Origin of the sequence: Pseudomonas sp. ICBG1301, from assembly GCF_016918385.1 — a bacterium.
Classification (GTDB): domain Bacteria; phylum Pseudomonadota; class Gammaproteobacteria; order Pseudomonadales; family Pseudomonadaceae; genus Aquipseudomonas; species Aquipseudomonas palleroniana.
Genome location: NZ_JAEKGB010000005.1, coordinates 289,887 through 308,742 on the forward strand (window position 1 = coordinate 289,887; position 18,856 = coordinate 308,742).

The 18,856-nt window shown below is 60.7% G+C and carries 17 protein-coding genes; 7 read left to right on the top strand and 10 right to left on the bottom strand.

What is annotated here, in order from left to right:
* Positions 1 to 59 precede the first annotated feature (59 nt).
* The 3 genes from JBE38_RS14290 (at position 60) to cmoB (ending at position 2,363) form a co-directional block, all read left to right on the top strand.
* The gene (locus JBE38_RS14290; RefSeq protein WP_205344533.1) at positions 60 to 521 is read left to right on the top strand and encodes a hypothetical protein; all 462 of its coding nucleotides are present in this window, start codon (positions 60 to 62) and stop codon (positions 519 to 521) included.
* Positions 522 to 666: 145 nt separating this feature from the next.
* A complete protein-coding gene (cmoA, locus tag JBE38_RS14295) occupies positions 667 to 1,410 on the top strand; it encodes a carboxy-S-adenosyl-L-methionine synthase CmoA (RefSeq protein ID WP_090366557.1) in 744 nt (247 codons plus the stop codon).
* Positions 1,407 to 2,363: a tRNA 5-methoxyuridine(34)/uridine 5-oxyacetic acid(34) synthase CmoB gene (gene cmoB / locus JBE38_RS14300; protein ID WP_060754483.1), complete on the top strand. Its 957-nt coding sequence runs from the start codon at positions 1,407 to 1,409 to the stop codon at positions 2,361 to 2,363. The genes cmoA and cmoB overlap by 4 nt, the downstream gene beginning before the upstream one ends.
* A 144-nt stretch (positions 2,364 to 2,507) precedes the next feature.
* On the opposite strand, the gene tadA is transcribed toward cmoB, so the two are convergent.
* The 10 genes from tadA to lptF all read right to left on the bottom strand — a co-directional run bounded on the left by tadA (position 2,508) and on the right by lptF (position 12,873).
* The gene (gene tadA / locus JBE38_RS14305; RefSeq protein WP_060754484.1) at positions 2,508 to 3,005 is read right to left on the bottom strand and encodes a tRNA adenosine(34) deaminase TadA; all 498 of its coding nucleotides are present in this window, start codon (positions 3,003 to 3,005) and stop codon (positions 2,508 to 2,510) included.
* The gene (locus JBE38_RS14310) at positions 3,005 to 4,381 is read right to left on the bottom strand and encodes a multicopper oxidase family protein (RefSeq protein WP_104996208.1); all 1,377 of its coding nucleotides are present in this window, start codon (positions 4,379 to 4,381) and stop codon (positions 3,005 to 3,007) included. The genes tadA and JBE38_RS14310 overlap by 1 nt, the downstream gene beginning before the upstream one ends.
* Before the next feature lie 116 nt (positions 4,382 to 4,497).
* On the bottom strand, positions 4,498 to 5,241 hold the full coding sequence (gene pdxJ, locus JBE38_RS14315) for a pyridoxine 5'-phosphate synthase (protein ID WP_060754485.1): 744 nt from the start codon (positions 5,239 to 5,241) through the stop codon (positions 4,498 to 4,500).
* 51 nt (positions 5,242 to 5,292) lie between these two features.
* Positions 5,293 to 5,976, bottom strand: a complete 684-nt coding sequence (gene recO, locus JBE38_RS14320) for a DNA repair protein RecO (protein ID WP_060754486.1) — start codon at positions 5,974 to 5,976, stop codon at positions 5,293 to 5,295.
* Between the two features lie 158 nt (positions 5,977 to 6,134).
* Positions 6,135 to 7,037 (bottom strand): GTPase Era, encoded by a 903-nt coding sequence (gene era / locus JBE38_RS14325; RefSeq protein ID WP_205344534.1) that lies wholly within the window; start codon positions 7,035 to 7,037, stop codon positions 6,135 to 6,137.
* Positions 7,030 to 7,719, bottom strand: coding sequence for a ribonuclease III (gene rnc, locus JBE38_RS14330; RefSeq protein WP_033902449.1), 690 nt, complete (start codon positions 7,717 to 7,719; stop codon positions 7,030 to 7,032). Before rnc ends, era begins: the two co-directional genes overlap by 8 nt.
* Positions 7,720 to 7,871: 152 nt before the next feature.
* A complete protein-coding gene (gene lepB / locus JBE38_RS14335) occupies positions 7,872 to 8,726 on the bottom strand; it encodes a signal peptidase I (protein ID WP_060754982.1) in 855 nt (284 codons plus the stop codon).
* Positions 8,727 to 8,731: 5 nt separating this feature from the next.
* Positions 8,732 to 10,531 (bottom strand): translation elongation factor 4, encoded by a 1,800-nt coding sequence (gene lepA, locus JBE38_RS14340; RefSeq protein WP_090366560.1) that lies wholly within the window; start codon positions 10,529 to 10,531, stop codon positions 8,732 to 8,734.
* Between the two features lie 151 nt (positions 10,532 to 10,682).
* Positions 10,683 to 11,762, bottom strand: coding sequence for an LPS export ABC transporter permease LptG (lptG, locus tag JBE38_RS14345; protein WP_060754984.1), 1,080 nt, complete (start codon positions 11,760 to 11,762; stop codon positions 10,683 to 10,685).
* Positions 11,755 to 12,873 carry an LPS export ABC transporter permease LptF gene (gene lptF, locus JBE38_RS14350; RefSeq protein ID WP_090366562.1) on the bottom strand — a complete coding sequence of 373 codons (1,119 nt, stop codon included), beginning with the start codon at positions 12,871 to 12,873 and terminating at the stop codon, positions 11,755 to 11,757. Before lptF ends, lptG begins: the two co-directional genes overlap by 8 nt.
* Positions 12,874 to 13,156: 283 nt before the next feature.
* Between lptF and JBE38_RS14355 the strand changes: the two genes are divergently transcribed.
* From JBE38_RS14355 to JBE38_RS14370, 4 genes are all read left to right on the top strand, one after another.
* On the top strand, positions 13,157 to 14,647 hold the full coding sequence (locus JBE38_RS14355) for a leucyl aminopeptidase (RefSeq protein WP_060754986.1): 1,491 nt from the start codon (positions 13,157 to 13,159) through the stop codon (positions 14,645 to 14,647).
* A gap of 156 nt (positions 14,648 to 14,803) precedes the next feature.
* Entirely contained in the window at positions 14,804 to 15,232 is a 429-nt protein-coding gene (locus JBE38_RS14360) for a DNA polymerase III subunit chi (RefSeq protein WP_105700144.1), read from the top strand.
* 7 nt (positions 15,233 to 15,239) lie between these two features.
* Positions 15,240 to 15,623 (top strand): DNA polymerase III subunit chi, encoded by a 384-nt coding sequence (locus JBE38_RS14365; protein WP_090366566.1) that lies wholly within the window; start codon positions 15,240 to 15,242, stop codon positions 15,621 to 15,623.
* Positions 15,624 to 15,836: 213 nt separating this feature from the next.
* Positions 15,837 to 18,683 carry a valine--tRNA ligase gene (locus JBE38_RS14370; RefSeq protein WP_090366567.1) on the top strand — a complete coding sequence of 949 codons (2,847 nt, stop codon included), beginning with the start codon at positions 15,837 to 15,839 and terminating at the stop codon, positions 18,681 to 18,683.
* The last annotated feature ends 173 nt before the right edge of the window (positions 18,684 to 18,856 follow it).

Below are 18,856 nucleotides of genomic sequence, written 5' to 3' on the forward strand. Positions count from 1 at the left end.
GCGCTCGACCGCCTGTAACTTAGTAGCGGCTCATAACCCCTTCGTTACAGGAGAAAATCATGACTGCTAACAAAAACAACAAGAATGCCGACTTTCGGGTTTCACTGTCGACTCATACAGAAGTGAATACACCCGGTGCGGCAACTTTTATTAGCCGTACCATTGACCTTCACAGCCCGTTCGGACATTACGACGTCTTAATTAGCCAAAACCCTGGCTCCACTCAAAGCAACCGGCGCCTTGGACTGTCGTTTAACAGGAATATCCAGCCGGGGGTCTACCCAGCAAACGGATCAGGGGGGCAGTTTCACGCGCTTAAGTATACAGTTTCCACCGGGACGCCTGCTTTGGAGCAGCTCATCGAATACACCGCGGATACGGGCAACGTATTTGTGAGTACCCTCCACAACGGTGCTTTCGAACACTTCGAATTTACGTTCGATGGGACTGTTACGAACGCTGCCGGAGAGACACATCCACTTTCGGGAAGATCTGTGATCTACGTCAAACACTATCTGTAATCTCAGCGGAGAACGCTCATAGAGAAATATCAGGCGAGCCTGAGCGCGTTTTCCGCCTCGCTACACGTATTATCAGACAACCCGCGCACACGCGGGCCAACTTGGCTAAAATGCCGGCCTTTTCCACATCAATGCCGGAACAACCGTGAGCAAAGAACCCGATCGCCTATTCGCCCAGCCCCTGCCCCAGGTGCCGGACTTCGCCTTTAACGAGGACGTGGTGCGGGTGTTCCCGGACATGATCAAGCGCTCGGTGCCGGGTTACCCGACCATCGTCGAGAACCTCGGCGTGCTCGCGGCGCAGTTTGCCCAACCCAACAGCGTGCTCTACGACCTGGGCGCGTCCCTCGGGGCGGTGACCCAGGCCCTGCGCCGCCATGTGCGCACCGACGGTTGCCGGGTGATCGCGGTGGATAACTCGGCGGCGATGGTCGAGCGCTGCCGCGAATACCTCAATGGCCAGGACTCGATGTTCCAGGAGCTGTTGCCGGTTGAAGTCATCGAGGGCGATATCCTCGCGCTGCAGTTCCAGCCGGCCTCGGTGGTGGCGTTGAACTTCACTCTGCAATTTATCGATCCCGCCGAACGCCTGGGCCTGCTGACGCGCATCCGCCAGTCGCTGCTGCCGGGCGGTGCGTTGATCCTGTCGGAAAAGCTGCGCTTCAATGATCCTGAAGAGCATGCGTTGCTCACCGACCTGCATATCGCGTTCAAGCGCGCCAACGGCTACAGCGAACTGGAAATTGCCCAGAAGCGCAGCGCCATCGAAAACGTCATGAAGCCCGACAGCCTCGAAGAACACCGCGAACGCCTGCTGGCCGCCGGATTCTCGAAAGTCGTGCCGTGGTTCCAGTGTCTTAACTTTGCCTCGTTGATTGCCTTGCCATGATTGATCTGTCTCCCCTCGCCCGCCACTTGGTCGGCACTCCCCTGGCCGTGTGGGCCCAGGGCCTGCAAGCGCAACTCGATAGCAAGATGGAAAAGGGTCATGGCGACTTGGAGCGTTGGCAGAGTGCGTTGGACGCGCTGCCGCAGATCCAGCCCAGCGAAGTCGACCTGATCAATGGGCTGACACTCGACACCGACTGCGACGATGCCACCCGCGCACAGATGCGCACCGCGTTGATGGGCCTGAGCCCGTGGCGCAAGGGGCCGTTCCATCTGTTCGGCGTGCATGTGGACACCGAATGGCGCTCGGACTGGAAGTGGTCGCGGGTGGCGCCTCACCTGAACTTGAAAGGCAAACGCATCCTCGATGTCGGCTGCGGTAACGGCTACTACATGTGGCGCATGCTCGGTGCCGGGGCTGACAGCGTGATCGGCGTGGACCCCAACTGGCTGTTCTTCTGCCAGTTCCAGGCGGTGCAGCGTTACTTGTCCGAACCCAAAGCCTGGCACCTGCCCTTCCCGTTCGAAGATCTGCCGGCGAATCTGGAAGGCTTCGATACGGTATTTTCCATGGGCGTGTTTTATCACCGCCGCTCGCCGATCGAGCATTTGCTGGCGCTGAAAGACACCCTGGTCAAAGGCGGCGAATTGGTCCTGGAAACCCTGGTGGTGGAAGGCGATCAACAGCAAGTGCTAGTGCCGGAAGATCGCTACGCGCAGATGCGTAACGTGTGGTTCCTGCCGTCGGTACCGGCGTTGATGCTGTGGCTGCGACGGGCCGGGTTCAGTGAGGTGCGCTGTGTGGACGTCAGCGTAACGACGGTGGAGGAACAGCGTGGCACGGAGTGGATGAAGTATCAGTCGTTGAGTGATTTCCTCGACCCCGATGATCACAGCAAGACCATCGAAGGGCTGCCGGCGCCGATGCGGGCGGTGATCATCGCCAAGAAATAACGCTGATCATTCACTGAAGCAATAGAGATCAAATTGTGGGAGGGGGCTTGCTCCCGATAGCGGTGCATCAGTCACACATAAACTGACTGACAGGCCGCCATCGGGAGCAAGCCCCCTCCCACATTTTTTAACCCCCAGGGTTGTTTAGAGAGATGGCTTGGCTCGGCGGGCCTTGAAGAATTCGCTGAGCACCGTGCCGCATTCCTCGGCCAGTACGCCCCCTTCAAACAACACCCGATGGTTGAGAAAACCCTGGGTGAAAAACTGCCCCTGGCTCTGCACAATCCCGGCCTTGGGCTCCAGCGCGCCATACACCACCCGCGCAATGCGCGAGTGCACGATCAGCCCGGCACACATGCTGCACGGCTCCAGGGTCACATACAGCGTGCTGCCGACCAGCCGATAATTGCTGATCGCCTGCGCGGCGGCGCGGATGGCGACCATTTCGGCGTGGGCACTGGGGTCGTTGCCGCTGATGGGGCAGTTGAAACCGCGGCCGATGATTTCACCCTCCTGCACCAGCACCGCGCCTACCGGCACTTCACCCAATGCAGCGCCTTGAGCGGCGAGGGCCAGGGCTTCGCGCATGAAGTCCTGGTCGCGGCTGCGGTCGATAATGGCTGCGGGACGGATCTGGCGCATTACGCCACCTCGATGGCGGCCATCAGGCCGGTTTCCATGTGGTCGATCACGTGGCAGTGGAACATCCACACCCCCGGGTTATCCGCCACCAACGCCACGCGGGCACGCTCATTCTTGCCCAGCAGGTAGGTGTCGGTGAAGTACGGGATCACCTTGTGGCGGTTTGAAGCGATCACCTTGAAGCTCATGCCGTGCAGGTGGATCGGATGCTGGTACTGGGTCATGTTCTTCAATTCGAAAATGTAGCTCTTGCCCTTTTCCAACTTGGCAATCGGGCGGTCGGCGCAGGTCTTGTCGGTGATATCCCAAGCCTTGCCGTTGATCTGCCACAGGCTCGGCGGTTTACCGTCGTCCACCGACACGGTGCCCACCCATTCGAAATTGAAGTTGAGTTTCTCGGCGTTGGCCAGGTCCGGCTCGCTGATCGGGTTGGCCGGCAAGGCTGCAGGCCATTCGGTGGGTGCATCGGTGTTGGCCACCGAGCGGAACGTACCGAGGCGCACCGGGCCGTTGCGCAGGGAGAGTTCTTCACCCGCCGGCGGCGCCTTGATCGCCAGGCAAATCCGCATGCCAGGGCCCAGCCAGTACTCCTTGCCCAGTGGGCGCGGCTCGACGGGGTTGCCGTCCAGGGCGTAGATCTGCGCTTCGGCATCGGGAATATTGAGACGATAGGTCAGGGTGTTATCGAGGTTGAGCAGGCGCACACGGGTAATCTGCCCGGCCGGCAAATCGATCACCGCCTGGGAGACGCCATTGATGGTCGACAAACGCCCGGCAGTACCGCCACGCGCCGCCTCACGCGGTACGCTGAAGGCAACAAAGGCGCCCTCCTCGTCCACGTGCCAGCTTTTCAGGCTCAGGGTGCGTTCGTGCTTGAAGCCTGTAGGCTCGCGCTCTTCGATGATCAACGGCCCGACCAGGCCACGGCCGAGTTCTTCACTGCTGTTCACGTGGGGGTGATACCAGTAGCTACCGGCATCGGGAACGCGGAATTTGTAGTCGAAGTATTCACCCGGCAACACCGGCAGCTGTGACACGTACGGCACGCCGTCCATTTCCAGCGGCAGGCGAATGCCATGCCAGTGGATCGTGGTAGCGACCGGCAGGTGGTTGATGAAGCGCACGCGCAGCCATTCGCCCTGGCGCACGCGCAACTCGGTCCCCGGCGCCGAAGGGCCGAACGCCCAGGCTTGGGTCTTGTGTCCCGGCACCAGTTCCACGTCCAGGGGCGCAGCGATCAACTCGTAGTCATGCCCCGCTTCAGCCTCGGCGACTTTCCCCAGCCAGTAGCGATAGGCACCACCGGCCCCCACGCCCACTACGGCAAGGCCGGCGAGGCCACCCAGGATTTGTCGACGGGAAAAGGATCGGGACACAACAACCTCACGTATCTGCCGCAGGACCAAGCCCTGCAAAGGGCAGATACGATACACCGGCGGGGTCTAAACAGTAAGACTTCTCATGTGGGAGCAAGCCGCTCCCACACGGGATCTCAAGCCTTGGCGGCGGCCAGGATCAGCGCCTTCATCTCGGCCACGGCGCCTTTGAAACCGACGAACAGCGCATGGGCCACCAACGCGTGACCAATGTTCAACTCGTTGATGCCCTTGATCGCCGCCACGGCTTCGACGTTGTGGTAGTGCAGGCCATGGCCCGCATTGACGATCAGGCCGGCCTTGAGGCCGCAGCTCACGCCATCAATGATGCGTTGCAGTTCCTCGGCCACTTCGGTTGGCGTGGTGGCATCGGCGTAACGGCCGGTATGCAGTTCGATCGCCGGCGCGCCGACACGACGCGAGGCTTCGATCTGGCGCTCGTCGGCGTCGATGAACAGTGAGACTTCGCTGCCGATCTTCGACAGGCGCTCCACGGCCGCCTTGATCCGGGCTTCCTGGCCGGCGACGTCGAGACCGCCTTCGGTGGTCAGTTCCTGGCGAGTTTCCGGCACCAGGCAGATGTGCGCCGGGCGGATGCGTTCGGCGAACTGCATCATTTCTTCGGTGACGCCCATTTCGAAGTTCATGCGGGTTTGCAGCACATCCTTGAGCACCAGCACGTCACGCTCCTGGATATGGCGACGGTCTTCGCGCAGGTGCACGGTGATGCCGTCGGCGCCCGCTTCTTCAGCGTCCAGCGCGGCCTTGACCGGGTCAGGGTAACGGGTGCCCCGGGCCTGGCGCAGAGTGGCGACGTGGTCGATGTTGACGCCAAGAAGAATGCGGTTGCTGGTGGTCACGGAAGCGCTCCTGAAAAGGGAAAGAAACGCTGCACAGCATACACGGGGTTGTCAGGGCTTTCGAAACAACTCGCGACTGACCAGTGGCCGCCCCCCCAGATGCACGGCCAGGGCCTGGCGCATCAGGCGCTTGGCGGCGGACAAGGCTCCCGGGGCGCTCCAATCGGCTTCGCTCATGGCCAGCAGCTCAGTGCCCTGAAACAGGCCGGGTTGCAGCAGGTACACACGCTCAAGGCCGGCGTCGACTTGCAGGCGGTACATGCCATCAGCGGCGATCGGTGCTCCGTGCAGGTCGTTGGCGAGTTCGAAGCCGTAGCCCAGATCATCCAGCAACCGCCATTCGAAGGCGCGCAGCAGCGGTTCCAGGGGGCGGCCTTCGGCGAGGGCCAACAGCGTGGCGGCGTAGTGATCGAAAACGGCCGGGTGCGGGTCTTCGGCGGGCAGCAGGCGGATCAGCAGTTCGTTGAGGTAGAGGCCGCTGAACAGCGCCTCGCCATTGAGCCAGGCCGAGGTGCCCAGGCTTTCCATGCGGCCGACGTTTTTCAGCTCGCCCTTGCCGCGAAACTCCACATCCAGGGCCACGAACGGCCGCGCCAATGTGCCCGCCTTACCCCGTGCGCTGCGCAACACCGCACGCAGGCGGCCTTGAGGGGTGAGGAAGTCCACCAGGGCACTGGTCTCGCGGTAGGCGCGGCTGTGCAGGACGTAGGCGGGTTGGCTGGTGGGCTGGGACATGGAGGCTCACTGCTGGAATGCATTTTTTGAAAACTGCACAAACCGAATGTGGGAGGGGGCTTGCTCCCGATGGCGGTGGTCAGTCACTTATGTATTAACTGACCCACCGCCATCGGGAGCAAGCCCCCTCCCACATTTTCAGTCCTGCGGTGTTCTGCTTAAAGGTCGCCGTAACCCAGAGAACGCAGTGCGCGCTCATCATCGGACCAACCACCTTTCACCTTCACCCAAAGGTTGAGCATGATCTTGGAGTCAAACAGCAACTCCATGTCCTTGCGCGCTTCGGTGCCGATGCGCTTGATGCGATCGCCCTTGTCGCCAATGATGATTTTCTTCTGGCCGTCACGCTCGACGAGGATCAGCGCATGGATATGCAGGGTCTTGCCCTGCTGCTTGAACTCTTCGATTTCCACGGTGATCTGGTACGGCAGCTCGGCGCCCATCTGGCGCATGATTTTCTCGCGCACCAGTTCGGCGGCGAGGAAACGGCTGCTGCGGTCGGTGATCTGGTCTTCCGGGAAGAAGTGCTCGTTCTCCGGCAGGTGCTCGGCGATCACACGCTCCAGCGCATCGAGATTGTGCCCGTGCTGGGCCGAAATCGGGATGATCTGGGCGTTCGGCAGTTGTTCCTGCAGCCAGCTCAGGTGCGGCATCAGCTCGGCTTTGTCTTCGATGCGGTCGGTCTTGTTCAGGGCGACGATCAACGGGCCGGTGACATACTGCACGCGCTCCAGAACCATCTGGTCTTCGTCGGTCCACTTGGTGCGGTCAACCACGAAGATCACCACGTCGACGTCTTTCAACGCGGCCGAAGCCGTCTTGTTCATGTAGCGGTTGAGGGCTTTCTCGCCACCTTTGTGCATGCCCGGGGTGTCGACGTAGACCGCTTGCACGTTGCCTTCGGTCTTGATGCCCAGCATGTTGTGGCGGGTAGTCTGCGGCTTGCGCGAGGTGATCGCGAGCTTCTGGCCCAGGATGTGGTTCAGCAACGTGGACTTGCCCACGTTCGGGCGTCCAACGATGGCGACATAGCCACAGCGTGTTGCGGTTGAATCAGTCATGGCCATTCTCCACGCCCAGGGCAATCAGTGCTGCAGCGGCCGCTACCTGTTCGGCAATACGACGGCTCACACCCTGGCCTCGGCTTTTTTCGTTCAGTAAGGTGATTTCACATTCCACGAAGAATACGCGGCAATGGGGCTCACCCTGGATGTCCACCACTTCGTAGCGTGGCAGTTCGCAACCGCGCGACTGCAGGAATTCCTGCAGGCGGGTCTTGGGGTCTTTGTTGGTATCGACCAGCGTCAGGCTCTCGATCTCGGAGGTCAGCCAGGCAGTGACGCGCTCCTTCGCCGCTTCCATGCCGGCATCGAGGTAGATCGCACCGATCAGCGCCTCAAGGGCATCGGCCAGGATCGACTCGCGGCGGAAACCACCGCTTTTCAATTCACCGGAACCCAGGCGCAGGTATTCGCCCAGGCCAAAACCACGGGCCAGTACCGCCAGGGTTTCGCCTTTCACCAACCGTGCACGCAGGCGTGACAGCTGGCCTTCGCGGGCTTGAGGGAAACGCTCGAACAGCGCTTCACCGGCAACGAAATTGAGGATGGCATCACCGAGGAATTCCAGGCGCTCGTTATTACGCCCTGCAAAGCTGCGGTGTGTGAGGGCAAGGACCATCAATTCCTGGTCCTTGAAGGTGTAGCCGAGCTGGCGCTCGAGACGACTTAGAGAAACGGTCACGGTTTATCCATATCTAGTTGGTGGCACCGGCGGCCATCGACGATTGACGCAGTGTTCAAATTCAAATCCTGATTGGTGTCGCATGAAGCCGGGCCAATGTTTGTCCCAACCCCAGAAAAGCATTCGGCGCTGTGTGAACAGCGCCGTCTGTATTACTTGATCAGCCCGACCCGCGAGAAGTTCGGCAGGTGGCTGAGCTTGGGTTCCGGCCAACTCATCCAGACCGCAAAGGCCTTGCCGACAATGTTCTCGTCGGGAACCATGCCCAGCAGGTCCTTGGGAATGCTGGGGTCATCCCAGTAGCGGCTGTCGTTGGAGTTGTCCCGGTTGTCACCCATCATGAAGTAGTGACCGGCCGGCACTTTCCACTGGCCATCAGGCATTGCGCGGTAGCGGCTCATTTCCTTGCGGATTTCGTGCTCTACCGTACCGAGTTTTTCCTGGTACAGCTCGGCGCTGCCCAGGGTGTTCGGCTCGGTGCCCAGCAGCTTCTCGGCCACCGATTCCCCGTTGACGAACAGACGCTTGTCGCTGGTGTAGCGGATCACGTCGCCCGGCAGGCCCACGACACGCTTGATGTAGTTGACGTTCGGGTCGCTTGGGTAGCGGAACACCATCACATCGCCGCGCTGCGGGTCACCCACCGGGATGACTTTCTTGTCGATCACCGGCAGGCGAATCCCGTAGGAGAACTTGTTCACCAGGATGAAGTCGCCCACGTCCAGGGTAGGTTTCATCGACCCCGACGGGATCTGAAACGGCTCCACCAGGAACGAGCGCAACACCAGCACGATGAACAATACCGGGAAGAACGACTTGCCGTATTCAACCAGCAGGGGCTCTTTGTTCAGCTTTTCGACCACCACCGCATCGGGCTGGCTGACGCTGCCCTGATAGGAGGCGATAGCCGCCCGCCGACGCGGGGCGAAGAACACCAGATCGAGCAACGCCAGGAGACCGCAAACGGCAACGGCGATGACCAGCAACAGCGGGAAATTTAGCGACATAGGACCTAACTATCCAACCTGAGCACCGCAAGGAAGGCTTCTTGTGGAACTTCCACGTTACCTACTTGCTTCATGCGTTTTTTACCGGCTTTTTGCTTCTCAAGCAGCTTGCGCTTACGGCTTACGTCACCGCCGTAGCATTTGGCCAGTACGTTCTTTCTGAGAGCCTTGACGGAGGTCCGCGCAATGATCTGCCCGCCGATGGCGGCCTGGATCGCGACGTCGAACATCTGGCGCGGAATCAGTTCTTTCATCTTCTCGGTCAACTGCCGACCTTTGTAATGCGCGTTGTCCTTGTGCACGATCAACGCCAGTGCATCTACCTTGTCGCCGTTGATCAGCACATCCAGTTTCACCAGATTAGCCGATTGGTAACGATCGAAATGGTAATCCAGCGAAGCATAGCCGCGACTGGTGGATTTGAGGCGGTCGAAGAAGTCCAGAACCACTTCGTTCATCGGCATATCGTAGGTCACTTGCACCTGCGTACCGAGGAACAGCATGTCGCGCTGGACGCCACGCTTCTCGATGCACAAGGTGATGACATTGCCCAAGTGCTCCTGCGGAACCAGGATATTGGCCCGCACGATAGGCTCGCGCATGTCTTCGATCGCCGACAGATCCGGGAGCTTGGACGGGTTATCGACGTAAATCGTTTCACCGGTTTTCAGCAACAGCTCAAAAATAACCGTTGGCGCAGTGGTGATCAGGTCCAGGTCGTATTCGCGCTCAAGGCGCTCCTGGATGATTTCCATGTGCAGCATGCCCAGGAAGCCGCAACGGAAGCCGAAGCCCAGGGCGTCGGAACTTTCCGGGGTGTACTGCAACGACGAGTCGTTGAGGGTCAGTTTTTGCAGGGCTTCGCGGAAATCTTCGAAGTCGTCGGAACTGACCGGGAACAGGCCGGCGTAGACCTGTGGCTGAATGCGCTTGAAGCCCGGCAGTACGTCGACGTCCGGCGTGCTGCTCAGGGTCAGGGTGTCGCCCACTGGCGCACCGTGAATGTCCTTGATACCGGCAATGATGAAACCTACTTCACCAGCTTTCAGATCAGCGGTCGCGGTGTGTTTCGGGTTGAATACACCGACGCTGTCCACCAGGTGGATCTTGCCGGTGGACTTGACCAGGATCTTGTCGCCCTTCTTCACGCGGCCGTGGCGCACGCGAACCAAGGAAACAACGCCCAGGTAGTTGTCGAACCAGGAGTCGATGATCAACGCTTGCAGCGGGTCTTCGATGTTGCCGGTCGGGGCGGGAATGGTGTGCACCAGGCGCTCGAGCACTTCGTCGACACCCAGGCCGGTCTTGGCGCTGCAGGTGACGGCGTCGGTGGCATCGATGCCGATGATCTTCTCGATCTCTTCCTTGACGCGCTCAGGCTCGGCCTGGGGCAAGTCGATCTTGTTCAGCACGGGCATGACTTCCAGGCCCTGCTCGATCGCGGTGTAGCAGTTGGCAACCGACTGCGCTTCAACGCCCTGGCCGGCGTCAACCACCAGCAAGGCACCTTCGCAGGCCGCCAGGGAACGGCTGACTTCGTAAGTGAAATCGACGTGGCCTGGGGTGTCGATGAAGTTCAACTGGTAGGTAATGCCGTCTTTGGCCTTGTAGTACAAAGTAACGCTGTGGGCCTTGATGGTGATCCCGCGCTCGCGCTCGAGGTCCATGGAATCCAGTACCTGGGCTTCCATTTCACGCTCGGCGAGGCCGCCGCACATCTGGATGAATCGATCGGCCAGCGTCGACTTGCCATGGTCAATGTGGGCGATGATGGAGAAATTGCGGATATGACTCAAATCACTCACGGGTCAACACTCAAAAAGGCTGCAGGCAGATTGCCCGCTGAAAAATAGCCGGGAATTGTACCTGATGCTCAGGCCAGACGTCATCTTTGCTGACCAGAACAAAAATGCCCCGATCTCTCGACCGGGGCATTTTTTGTTCATAAGCGCAGTATCAACCGGCCCGGCGCAGCAGCCACAATCCGGCCACGGCGCAGATCGCCGTCGGCACCAGTACCGCAAACAGCGGAGAAAAACCGAACACCAGGCTTGATGGGCCAAGCAGATCCTGGGCGATACGGAACGTGAAGCCCACCAGCACGCCGGTAAATACCCGCTGACCGAGGGTCACGGAACGCAGCGGACCGAAGATGAAGGAAATCGCCATCAAGACCAACGCAGCGGTGACCACCGGTTGCAACACCTTGACCCAGAACGCCAGCCAGTAGCGGCCGTTATTCAGGCCCTGGTCCTTGAGGTAGTGGATATAGCTCCACAAACCGGAGATCGGCAGGGCTTCCGGGACCATCACCACGGTATTGAGCAGTTCCGGCTTCAGGGCGATGTCCCATGGCTCGGAGGCCACGTTGATCACTTCGGTGCTGGCCTTGGTGCCTTGGCCCACATTGCGGAAATAGGTGGTGGTGACATCACTCAACTCCCACTTCTCGGCACTGTACTGCGCACGCTTGGCAAAGCTGGAAGTCAGCATGTGCCGCTCTTTGTCGAAGGTATAGCGGGTTACCCCGATCAACAGGCCGCCCGGCTGCACAGCGTTAATATGGATGAACTCGTCTCCCTGGCGGTGCCACAGACCGTGCTTGGCGCTTTGCGCATCCCCCGAACCCTGGGCCAGGGCGCGGTTGGCCTGGGCCGTGGCTTCGGCAGGCGGCGCTACGTATTCACCGACCAGCACGCTGCAGGCCATCAGCAGGAGCATGGGCTTCATCACCGCCCAGACGATACGCCCGATGGACACACCGGCGGCACGCATGATGGTCAGTTCGCTGCTGCTGGCCAGGCTGCCGAGGCCGATCAGGCAGCCGATCAGCGCCGCCATCGGCATCATGTCGTAGACACGACGAGGCGCGGTCAATGCGACGAAGCTCAATACGTCCGTGACGGTATAGGTGTCGGTGACGTTGCCGACTTCGTCGATGAAAGCGAACAACGAGGCCAGGCCAAGGATGATGCCCAACACCGCCAGGATGGCGATCAGTACGCTGCTACCTATATAGCGATCAAGCTTAGCCACGGGCCAACTCCTTCAGGCCACGACGGCTCTTCATTTTCAAACGGATAGGTTCCCAGTAGAGCAGCCCCAGGCCGATCGCCAGGAATATCCCATGCACCCACCACAGGCCCAGGGCCGGCGACAACCTGCCCTTCTCCAGGGAGCCACGGGCGGAAATCAGGATGGTCAGGTAGGCCATGTACAGCAGGATCGCCGGCAGCAGCTTGAGGAAACGGCCCTGGCGCGGGTTGACCCGGGACAGCGGCACGGCCATCAAGGTCACGATGAACACCAGCAGCGGCAGGGAAATCCGCCATTGCAACTCGGCGATGGAGCGCAGTTCCTGGCTGCCGAACAACGAGGCAGTCGGGAGCGCGTCGCGATCGGTCACCTCTTCACTGATTTCAGGCTTGGCCAGCATCACACCATAAGTGTCGTACTTGATCGCCCGATAGTCCGCGAGGCCAGGGCTGCCGTCATAACGATAGCCATTTTCCAGGATCAGGTAGCGGCTGCCGTCAGGGCGTACTTCCTGGCGCCCGCTATTGGCCACCAGAATCGAAATGCCGCGGTCTTTCTGGTTCTGGCCGAAGTTTTTCTGGGAAATGAACACACCACCGAGGTTGGAGCGGTCATCGGTCATGGTTTCGGTATAGGTCACCCGCGTGCCGTCGTTGAGCGCCTGGAAGCGCCCGGGCTCCAGGGTGTCGAACTCGGTCATCGCATCCTGTTTGTTCAGCAGCAGCTGGAACTGCATGGCGCCCTGGGGCGCCAGGCTCATGCTCAACCATGCCACCACCAAGGCAACACCGGCAGCCGGCACCATGGTCATGGCCAGCAGACGCTGCTGGCTCATGCCGGTGGCCGAAAGCACGGTCATTTCACTTTCGAGGTACAACCGGCCATAGGCCAGCAGAATGCCCAGGAACAGGCCAAGCGGCAGGATCAACTGCAGGAAGCCCGGCAGGCGAAAGCCCATGATCAGGAACAGCGAGCCCGGGTCCAGAGCCCCGGAAGCGGCCTGGGCCAGGAATTTGACGAAACGACCACTCATGGTGATGACCAGCAATACCGCACTCACGGCACTCAGGGTCAACAGGACTTCGCGGGACAGATAACGGAAGACGATCAAACCAGACACTCCAGGGTTGTCAGGCTAAGGCGGCCAAACAAGCAAGCATAACGAGTCGACCCGTTTGCATGGGCCGGCTAAAAAGATTGCGCATTATCCTGTGATTGACCGCGCCTGTCACGGAGCTTACTCATGCGCGTGCACAAAGCATGTGGCAAGGGTTGTCAGGTTCCGTCGGCGAGGTTCAAACTGCGGCCTTTGCCGCTGGCGGTTTACCAAGCCGCCAGGCGTTAAAGCCTGCGTACAAACCTCAGGCTCACAGACCTTGATAAGGGACCCGAAAATGGAATTGGTTGTAAAAAGCGTTAGCCCCGAAACGTTGAAAACCGCCACCCTCGTGGTCGCTGTCGGCGAAGGCCGCAAACTCGGCACCGCCGCCAAGCAGCTGGACGAATTGAGCGGTGGCGCCATCAGCGCCGTGCTCAAGCGCGGCGACCTGGCCGGCAAAGTCGGCCAGAGCCTGCTGCTGCAAAGCCTGCCCAACCTCAAAGCCGAGCGCGTATTGCTGGTTGGCGTGGGCAAGGACGCCGAACTGGGCGACCGTCCGTTCCGCAAGATCATCAGCGGCATCCTCAGCACCCTCAAGGGCCTGGGCGGTAGCGAAGCGACGGTGGCACTCGATGAAATCGTCGTAAAAGGCCGCGACAGCTACGGCAAGACGCGCCTGCTGGCCGAAACCCTGGTCGACGGCGGTTACATCTTCGACCAGTTCAAGAGCCAGAAAGCCGAACCCCGCGCCCTGAAAAAAATCACCCTGCTGACCATCAAGGCCGCCCAGGCTGAAGTCCAGCGCGCCGTGACCCACGCCCAGGCCATCGCCAATGGCATGTCGTTCACCCGCGACCTCGGCAACCTGCCGCCGAACATCTGCCACCCGACCTTCCTCGGCGAACAGGCCAAGGCGCTGGGTAAAGAGTTCAAGGGCTTGAAAGTCGAAGTGCTCGACGAGAAGAAGATCAAGGAACTGGGCATGGGCTCGTTCTATGCCGTGGGCCAGGGCAGCGACCAGCCGCCACGCTTGATCGTGATGCAATACAACGGCGGCAAGAAGTCCGAGAAGCCTTACGCCCTGGTGGGTAAAGGCATCACCTTCGACACCGGCGGCATCAGCCTCAAGCCGGGCCTGGGCATGGATGAGATGAAGTACGACATGGGCGGCGCCGCCAGCGTCTTCGGGACCCTGCGTGCCGTGCTGGAGCTGAAACTGCCGATCAACCTGGTGTGCATCCTGGCCTGTGCCGAGAACATGCCGAGCGGCGGTGCTTCGCGCCCAGGCGACATCGTCACCACCCTGAGCGGCCAGACCGTCGAAATCCTCAACACCGACGCCGAAGGCCGCCTGGTGCTGTGCGATGCCCTCACCTACGCCGAACGCTTCAAGCCGCAGGCCGTGATCGACATCGCCACTCTCACCGGCGCCTGCGTCGTCGCCCTGGGTTCCCACACCTCGGGCCTGCTGGGCAACAACGACGAACTGATCGAGCAACTGCTCAGCGCCGGTAAAGCCGCCGATGACCGCGCCTGGCAACTGCCGCTGTTCGATGAGTACCAGGAACAGCTGGATAGCCCATTTGCCGATATCGCCAACATCGGCGGCCCGAAAGCCGGCACCATCACCGCGGCCTGCTTCCTGTCGCGCTTCGCCAAGAACTTCAACTGGGCGCACCTGGACATCGCCGGCACGGCCTGGACCAGCGGCGGCAAGGACAAGGGCGCCACTGGCCGTCCGGTTCCACTGCTGACCCAGTACCTGCTGGATCGCGCCAAGGCCTAACCCCGGAGCGAGAATGTCGTGGCGAGGGAGCTTGCTCCCGCTGGACTGCGCAGCAGTCCCCTGCTTTTCTGGGGCCGCTTCGTGCCCCGGCGCAAGCAAGCTTGCTCGCCACAATACGCTCGCTTTTATGCCGGTTGAGGCCGTTCAGGAACCGCAATGACCCAAGTCGACTTCTATATATTGCCCAGCGCCGACCCGCTCGCGCGCCTGGACTTTGCCTGCAAACTCACCGAAAAGGCTTGGCGCATGGGCCATCGCATCTACCTGCACTGCAGCGATGCCGCCCAACGTGACGAGCTCGATGCCCGCCTGTGGCGCTTCAAGGGTGAAAGCTTCGTGCCCCACGGCCCCGCCGAATCCGAACCCGACGGCCTGGTCGTCCTTGGATTGGGCGAGAGCTGCGGCGATCACCATGACCTACTGGTCAACCTCGACCTGAAAGTACCGCCCTTTGCCAAGGCGTTCGCCCGGGTGGCGGAAGTGGTGGTGGAAGATCCGGCTATTCGTCAGGCCGCGCGGGAGAGTTTCCGTTTCTACCGCGAACAGGGCTATCCTCTGCAAGATCACCGGCTACAACGACTTTGAGTAAATGATGGACACTTCCAACCCTTTAAAAAAAGACGACCACCTGCTGGACGACCTGGAGTCGATCCGCAAGTTGCTGGGTGATGATGACTTGCAACCGCCACTGCTGACCGAGACGGTCGAAGGCGAGGTACAGATTCCGCTGCTGTTCGACATGGTCGGCGGCAAACCCGTCGCACCGGAACCGGTTGCCCAGGCGCCCGCCGTCGAGCCAGCCCCCGTCGAAAAAGCGCCAGACGCCCTGCTGCTGCACCTGGACAACGAACTGCGCGCCGCCGCGCAACTGATCATGCAGGACGTGATCGACGACTTTGCCCCGCACATCGAAACCGAGATCAAGCGCCGGCTGGATGCGCGGATGGAGCGGTTGCTCAGCCAGTACCAGTCTTAAATCAAACAAAGATCCCCTGTGGGAGAGGGCTTGCTCCCGATAGCGGGGTATCAGCTACCCCTGAACTGGCTGGTCCACTGCTATCGGGGGCAAGCCCCCTCCCACATTTGCCACCCCATACACCTCAAGCCCGTCTTCGCCTCGCCCTGCGCCCTATCCCCCGTTATACTTGCCGGCTTTCCTGAATTAATGCCAACTAGGGTCCCGCCGCGCATGGATAAGACCTACCAGCCGCACGCCATCGAAACTTCCTGGTACAACACCTGGGAATCCGAGAATTATTTCGCCCCGCAAGGCGCGGGCGATTCCTACACCATCATGATTCCGCCACCGAACGTCACTGGCAGCCTGCACATGGGCCATGGCTTCAACAATGCGATCATGGATGCGTTGATCCGTTTCCGCCGTATGCAGGGTCGCGACACCCTGTGGCAGCCGGGCACCGACCACGCCGGTATCGCCACCCAGATGCTGGTGGAACGCCAACTCGAGGCCACCGGCCAAAACCGTCACGACCTGGGCCGCGAGAAATTCCTCGAGAAAGTCTGGGAATGGAAAGACCAGTCCGGCGGCAATATCAGCCGTCAAATCCGTCGCCTCGGCTCGTCCGTAGACTGGAGTCGCGAACGCTTCACCATGGACGATGGCCTGTCGGAAGCCGTGAAGGAAGCCTTTGTGCGCCTGCATGAAGACGGCCTGATCTACCGCGGCAAGCGCCTGGTCAACTGGGACACCAAGCTGCACACGGCGATTTCCGACCTCGAAGTGGAAAACCACGACGAGAAAGGTTTCCTGTGGAACCTCAAATATCCGCTGGCCGATGGCGCCAAGACTGCTGAAGGCAACGATTACCTGATCGTCGCGACCACCCGTCCGGAAACCATGCTTGGCGACGCCGCCGTGGCCGTCAACCCGAACGATGAGCGCTACCAGGCGCTGATCGGCAAGTTCGTCGAACTGCCGCTGGTCGGCCGTCGCATCCCGATTATCGCGGACGACTACTGCGACCCCGAGTTCGGTACCGGCTGCGTGAAAATCACCCCGGCCCATGACTTCAATGACTACGAAGTCGGCAAGCGCCACAACCTGCCGCTGCTGAACATCTTCGACAAAAATGCCGCCGTCTTGCCGGCCTGCCAGGTCTTCAACCTGGACGGTACGCTGAACGACAGCATTGACGGCAAGATCCCGGCTGAATACGTCGGCCTAGACCGTTTCGAAGCACGCAAGCAGATCGTCGCCGCCTTCGACGCCGCCGGCCTGTTGGTCAGCGTTGACGACCACGGCCTGAAAGTGCCGAAGGGCGACCGCTCCGGCACCGTGATCGAGCCGTGGCTGACCGACCAGTGGTACGTGTCCACCAAACCGCTGGCAGAACCTGCGATCGCCGCCGTGGAAGATGGCCGCATCCAGTTCGTGCCCAAGCAGTACGAAAACATGTACTTCTCGTGGATGCGCGACATCCAGGACTGGTGCATCAGCCGTCAACTGTGGTGGGGCCACCGCATTCCGGCCTGGTACGACGAATCGGGCAAGGTCTATGTAGGCCGCGATGAAGCCGAAGTGCGTGCCAAGCACAACCTCGGTGCCGACATTGCGCTGCAACAGGACAACGACGTACTGGACACCTGGTTCAGTTCGGGCCTGTGGACCTTCTCTACCCTGGGCTGGCCGCAGCAGACCGAATTCCTCAAGAAATTCCACTCCACCGACGTGCTGGTCACCGGTTTTGACATCATTTTCTTCTGGGTCGCCCGGATGATCATGCTGACCATGCACCTGGTGAAGAACGAAGATGGCACGCCGCAGGTACCATTCAAGACCGTGTACGTGCACGGGCTGGTGCGTGATGGCCAGGGCCAGAAGATGTCCAAGTCCAAGGGCAACGTGCTCGACCCGCTGGACATCATCGACGGCATCGACCTGGAAACCCTCGTGCAGAAACGCACCTCGGGCCTGATGCAGCCGAAGCTGGCGAAGAAGATCGAGAAGCAGACCCGCGACGAGTTTGCCGACGGCATCGCCAGCTACGGCACCGATGCCCTGCGCTTCACCTTCTGCTCGCTGGCGTCCACCGGTCGCGACATCAAGTTCGACATGGGCCGCGTCGAAGGCTATCGCAACTTCTGCAACAAGATCTGGAACGCGGCGCGCTACGTGCTGGATAAAGGCGAAGACTGCGGCCAGAACGGCGAAGCCTACGAGCTGAGCCTGGCCGACCGCTGGATCATCTCGCAGTTGCAGCGCACCGAAGCCGAAGTCACCCGCCAACTCGACCAGTTCCGTTTCGACCTGGCCGCACAGGCCTTGTACGAGTTCATCTGGAACCAGTATTGCGACTGGTACCTGGAACTGTCCAAGCCCGTGCTGTGGGACGAGAACGCGCCGATCGAACGCCAGCGTGGCACCCGTCGCACCCTGGTGCGCGTGCTGGAAGTGGCACTGCGCCTGGCGCATCCGTTCATGCCGTTCATCACCGAAGAAATCTGGCAGCGCCTGGCGCCGCTGGCCGGTATCGAAGGCAAGACCATCATGCTGCAACCTTGGCCGGTGGCCAACGAAGCGCGCATCGATGAGGCGGCCGAAAGCGATATCGAATGGCTCAAGACCCTGATGCTCGGCACGCGCAACATCCGCGCCGAGATGAACATCGGGCCGGGCAAGCCACTGGCGGTATTCGTCAAGAACGCCAGCGCCGAAGACCAGCGTCGCCTCAGCGAGAACGATGCGCTGCTCAAGAAGCTGGCGAAGCTGGAGTCCATCACTGTCTTGGCTGATGGCGCCGAAGCACCGCTGTCCGCGACCGCACTGGTCGGCGACATGGAAGTGCTGGTGCCGATGGCCGGCCTGATCGACAAGGGCGCCGAACTGGCACGCCTGGACAAGGAAATCGCCCGCCTGCAAGGCGAAGTGCAGCGTGTGGGCGGCAAGTTGTCCAACGCGGCGTTTGTCGACAAGGCGCCGGCTGAAGTGATCGACAAAGAGCGCGCCAAGCTCGCCGAGGCTGAACAGGCCCTGGGCAAGCTGGCGGAGCAGCATGCGCGGATTTCCAGCCTGTAAGGCGGAACCTGTGTGAAAAAAGAGACCTTCGGGTCTCTTTTTTTTGCCTGGAACTCCCCAATTCCAGGCTGGCAATACAATCAAGGTGGAAGGGGACCTGCCCTCTCCCACATTTGCCCGAGATCACCTCGGGATGTGTGACAATGCTCGCCACTTTGAGCCAACACCAGAAT

Coding starts and splice junctions, on each gene's coding strand:
- JBE38_RS14290 (WP_205344533.1), top strand. CDS start 60: ATGACTGCTAACAAAAACAACAAGAATGCCGACTTTCGGGTTTCACTG.
- cmoB (WP_060754483.1), top strand. CDS start 1,407: ATGATTGATCTGTCTCCCCTCGCCCGCCACTTGGTCGGCACTCCCCTG.
- tadA (WP_060754484.1), bottom strand. CDS start 3,005: ATGCGCCAGATCCGTCCCGCAGCCATTATCGACCGCAGCCGCGACCAG.
- recO (WP_060754486.1), bottom strand. CDS start 5,976: ATGTCCCAGCCCACCAGCCAACCCGCCTACGTCCTGCACAGCCGCGCC.
- era (WP_205344534.1), bottom strand. CDS start 7,037: ATGACTGATTCAACCGCAACACGCTGTGGCTATGTCGCCATCGTTGGA.
- lepB (WP_060754982.1), bottom strand. CDS start 8,726: ATGTCGCTAAATTTCCCGCTGTTGCTGGTCATCGCCGTTGCCGTTTGC.
- JBE38_RS14355 (WP_060754986.1), top strand. CDS start 13,157: ATGGAATTGGTTGTAAAAAGCGTTAGCCCCGAAACGTTGAAAACCGCC.
- JBE38_RS14360 (WP_105700144.1), top strand. CDS start 14,804: ATGACCCAAGTCGACTTCTATATATTGCCCAGCGCCGACCCGCTCGCG.
- JBE38_RS14365 (WP_090366566.1), top strand. CDS start 15,240: ATGGACACTTCCAACCCTTTAAAAAAAGACGACCACCTGCTGGACGAC.
- JBE38_RS14370 (WP_090366567.1), top strand. CDS start 15,837: ATGGATAAGACCTACCAGCCGCACGCCATCGAAACTTCCTGGTACAAC.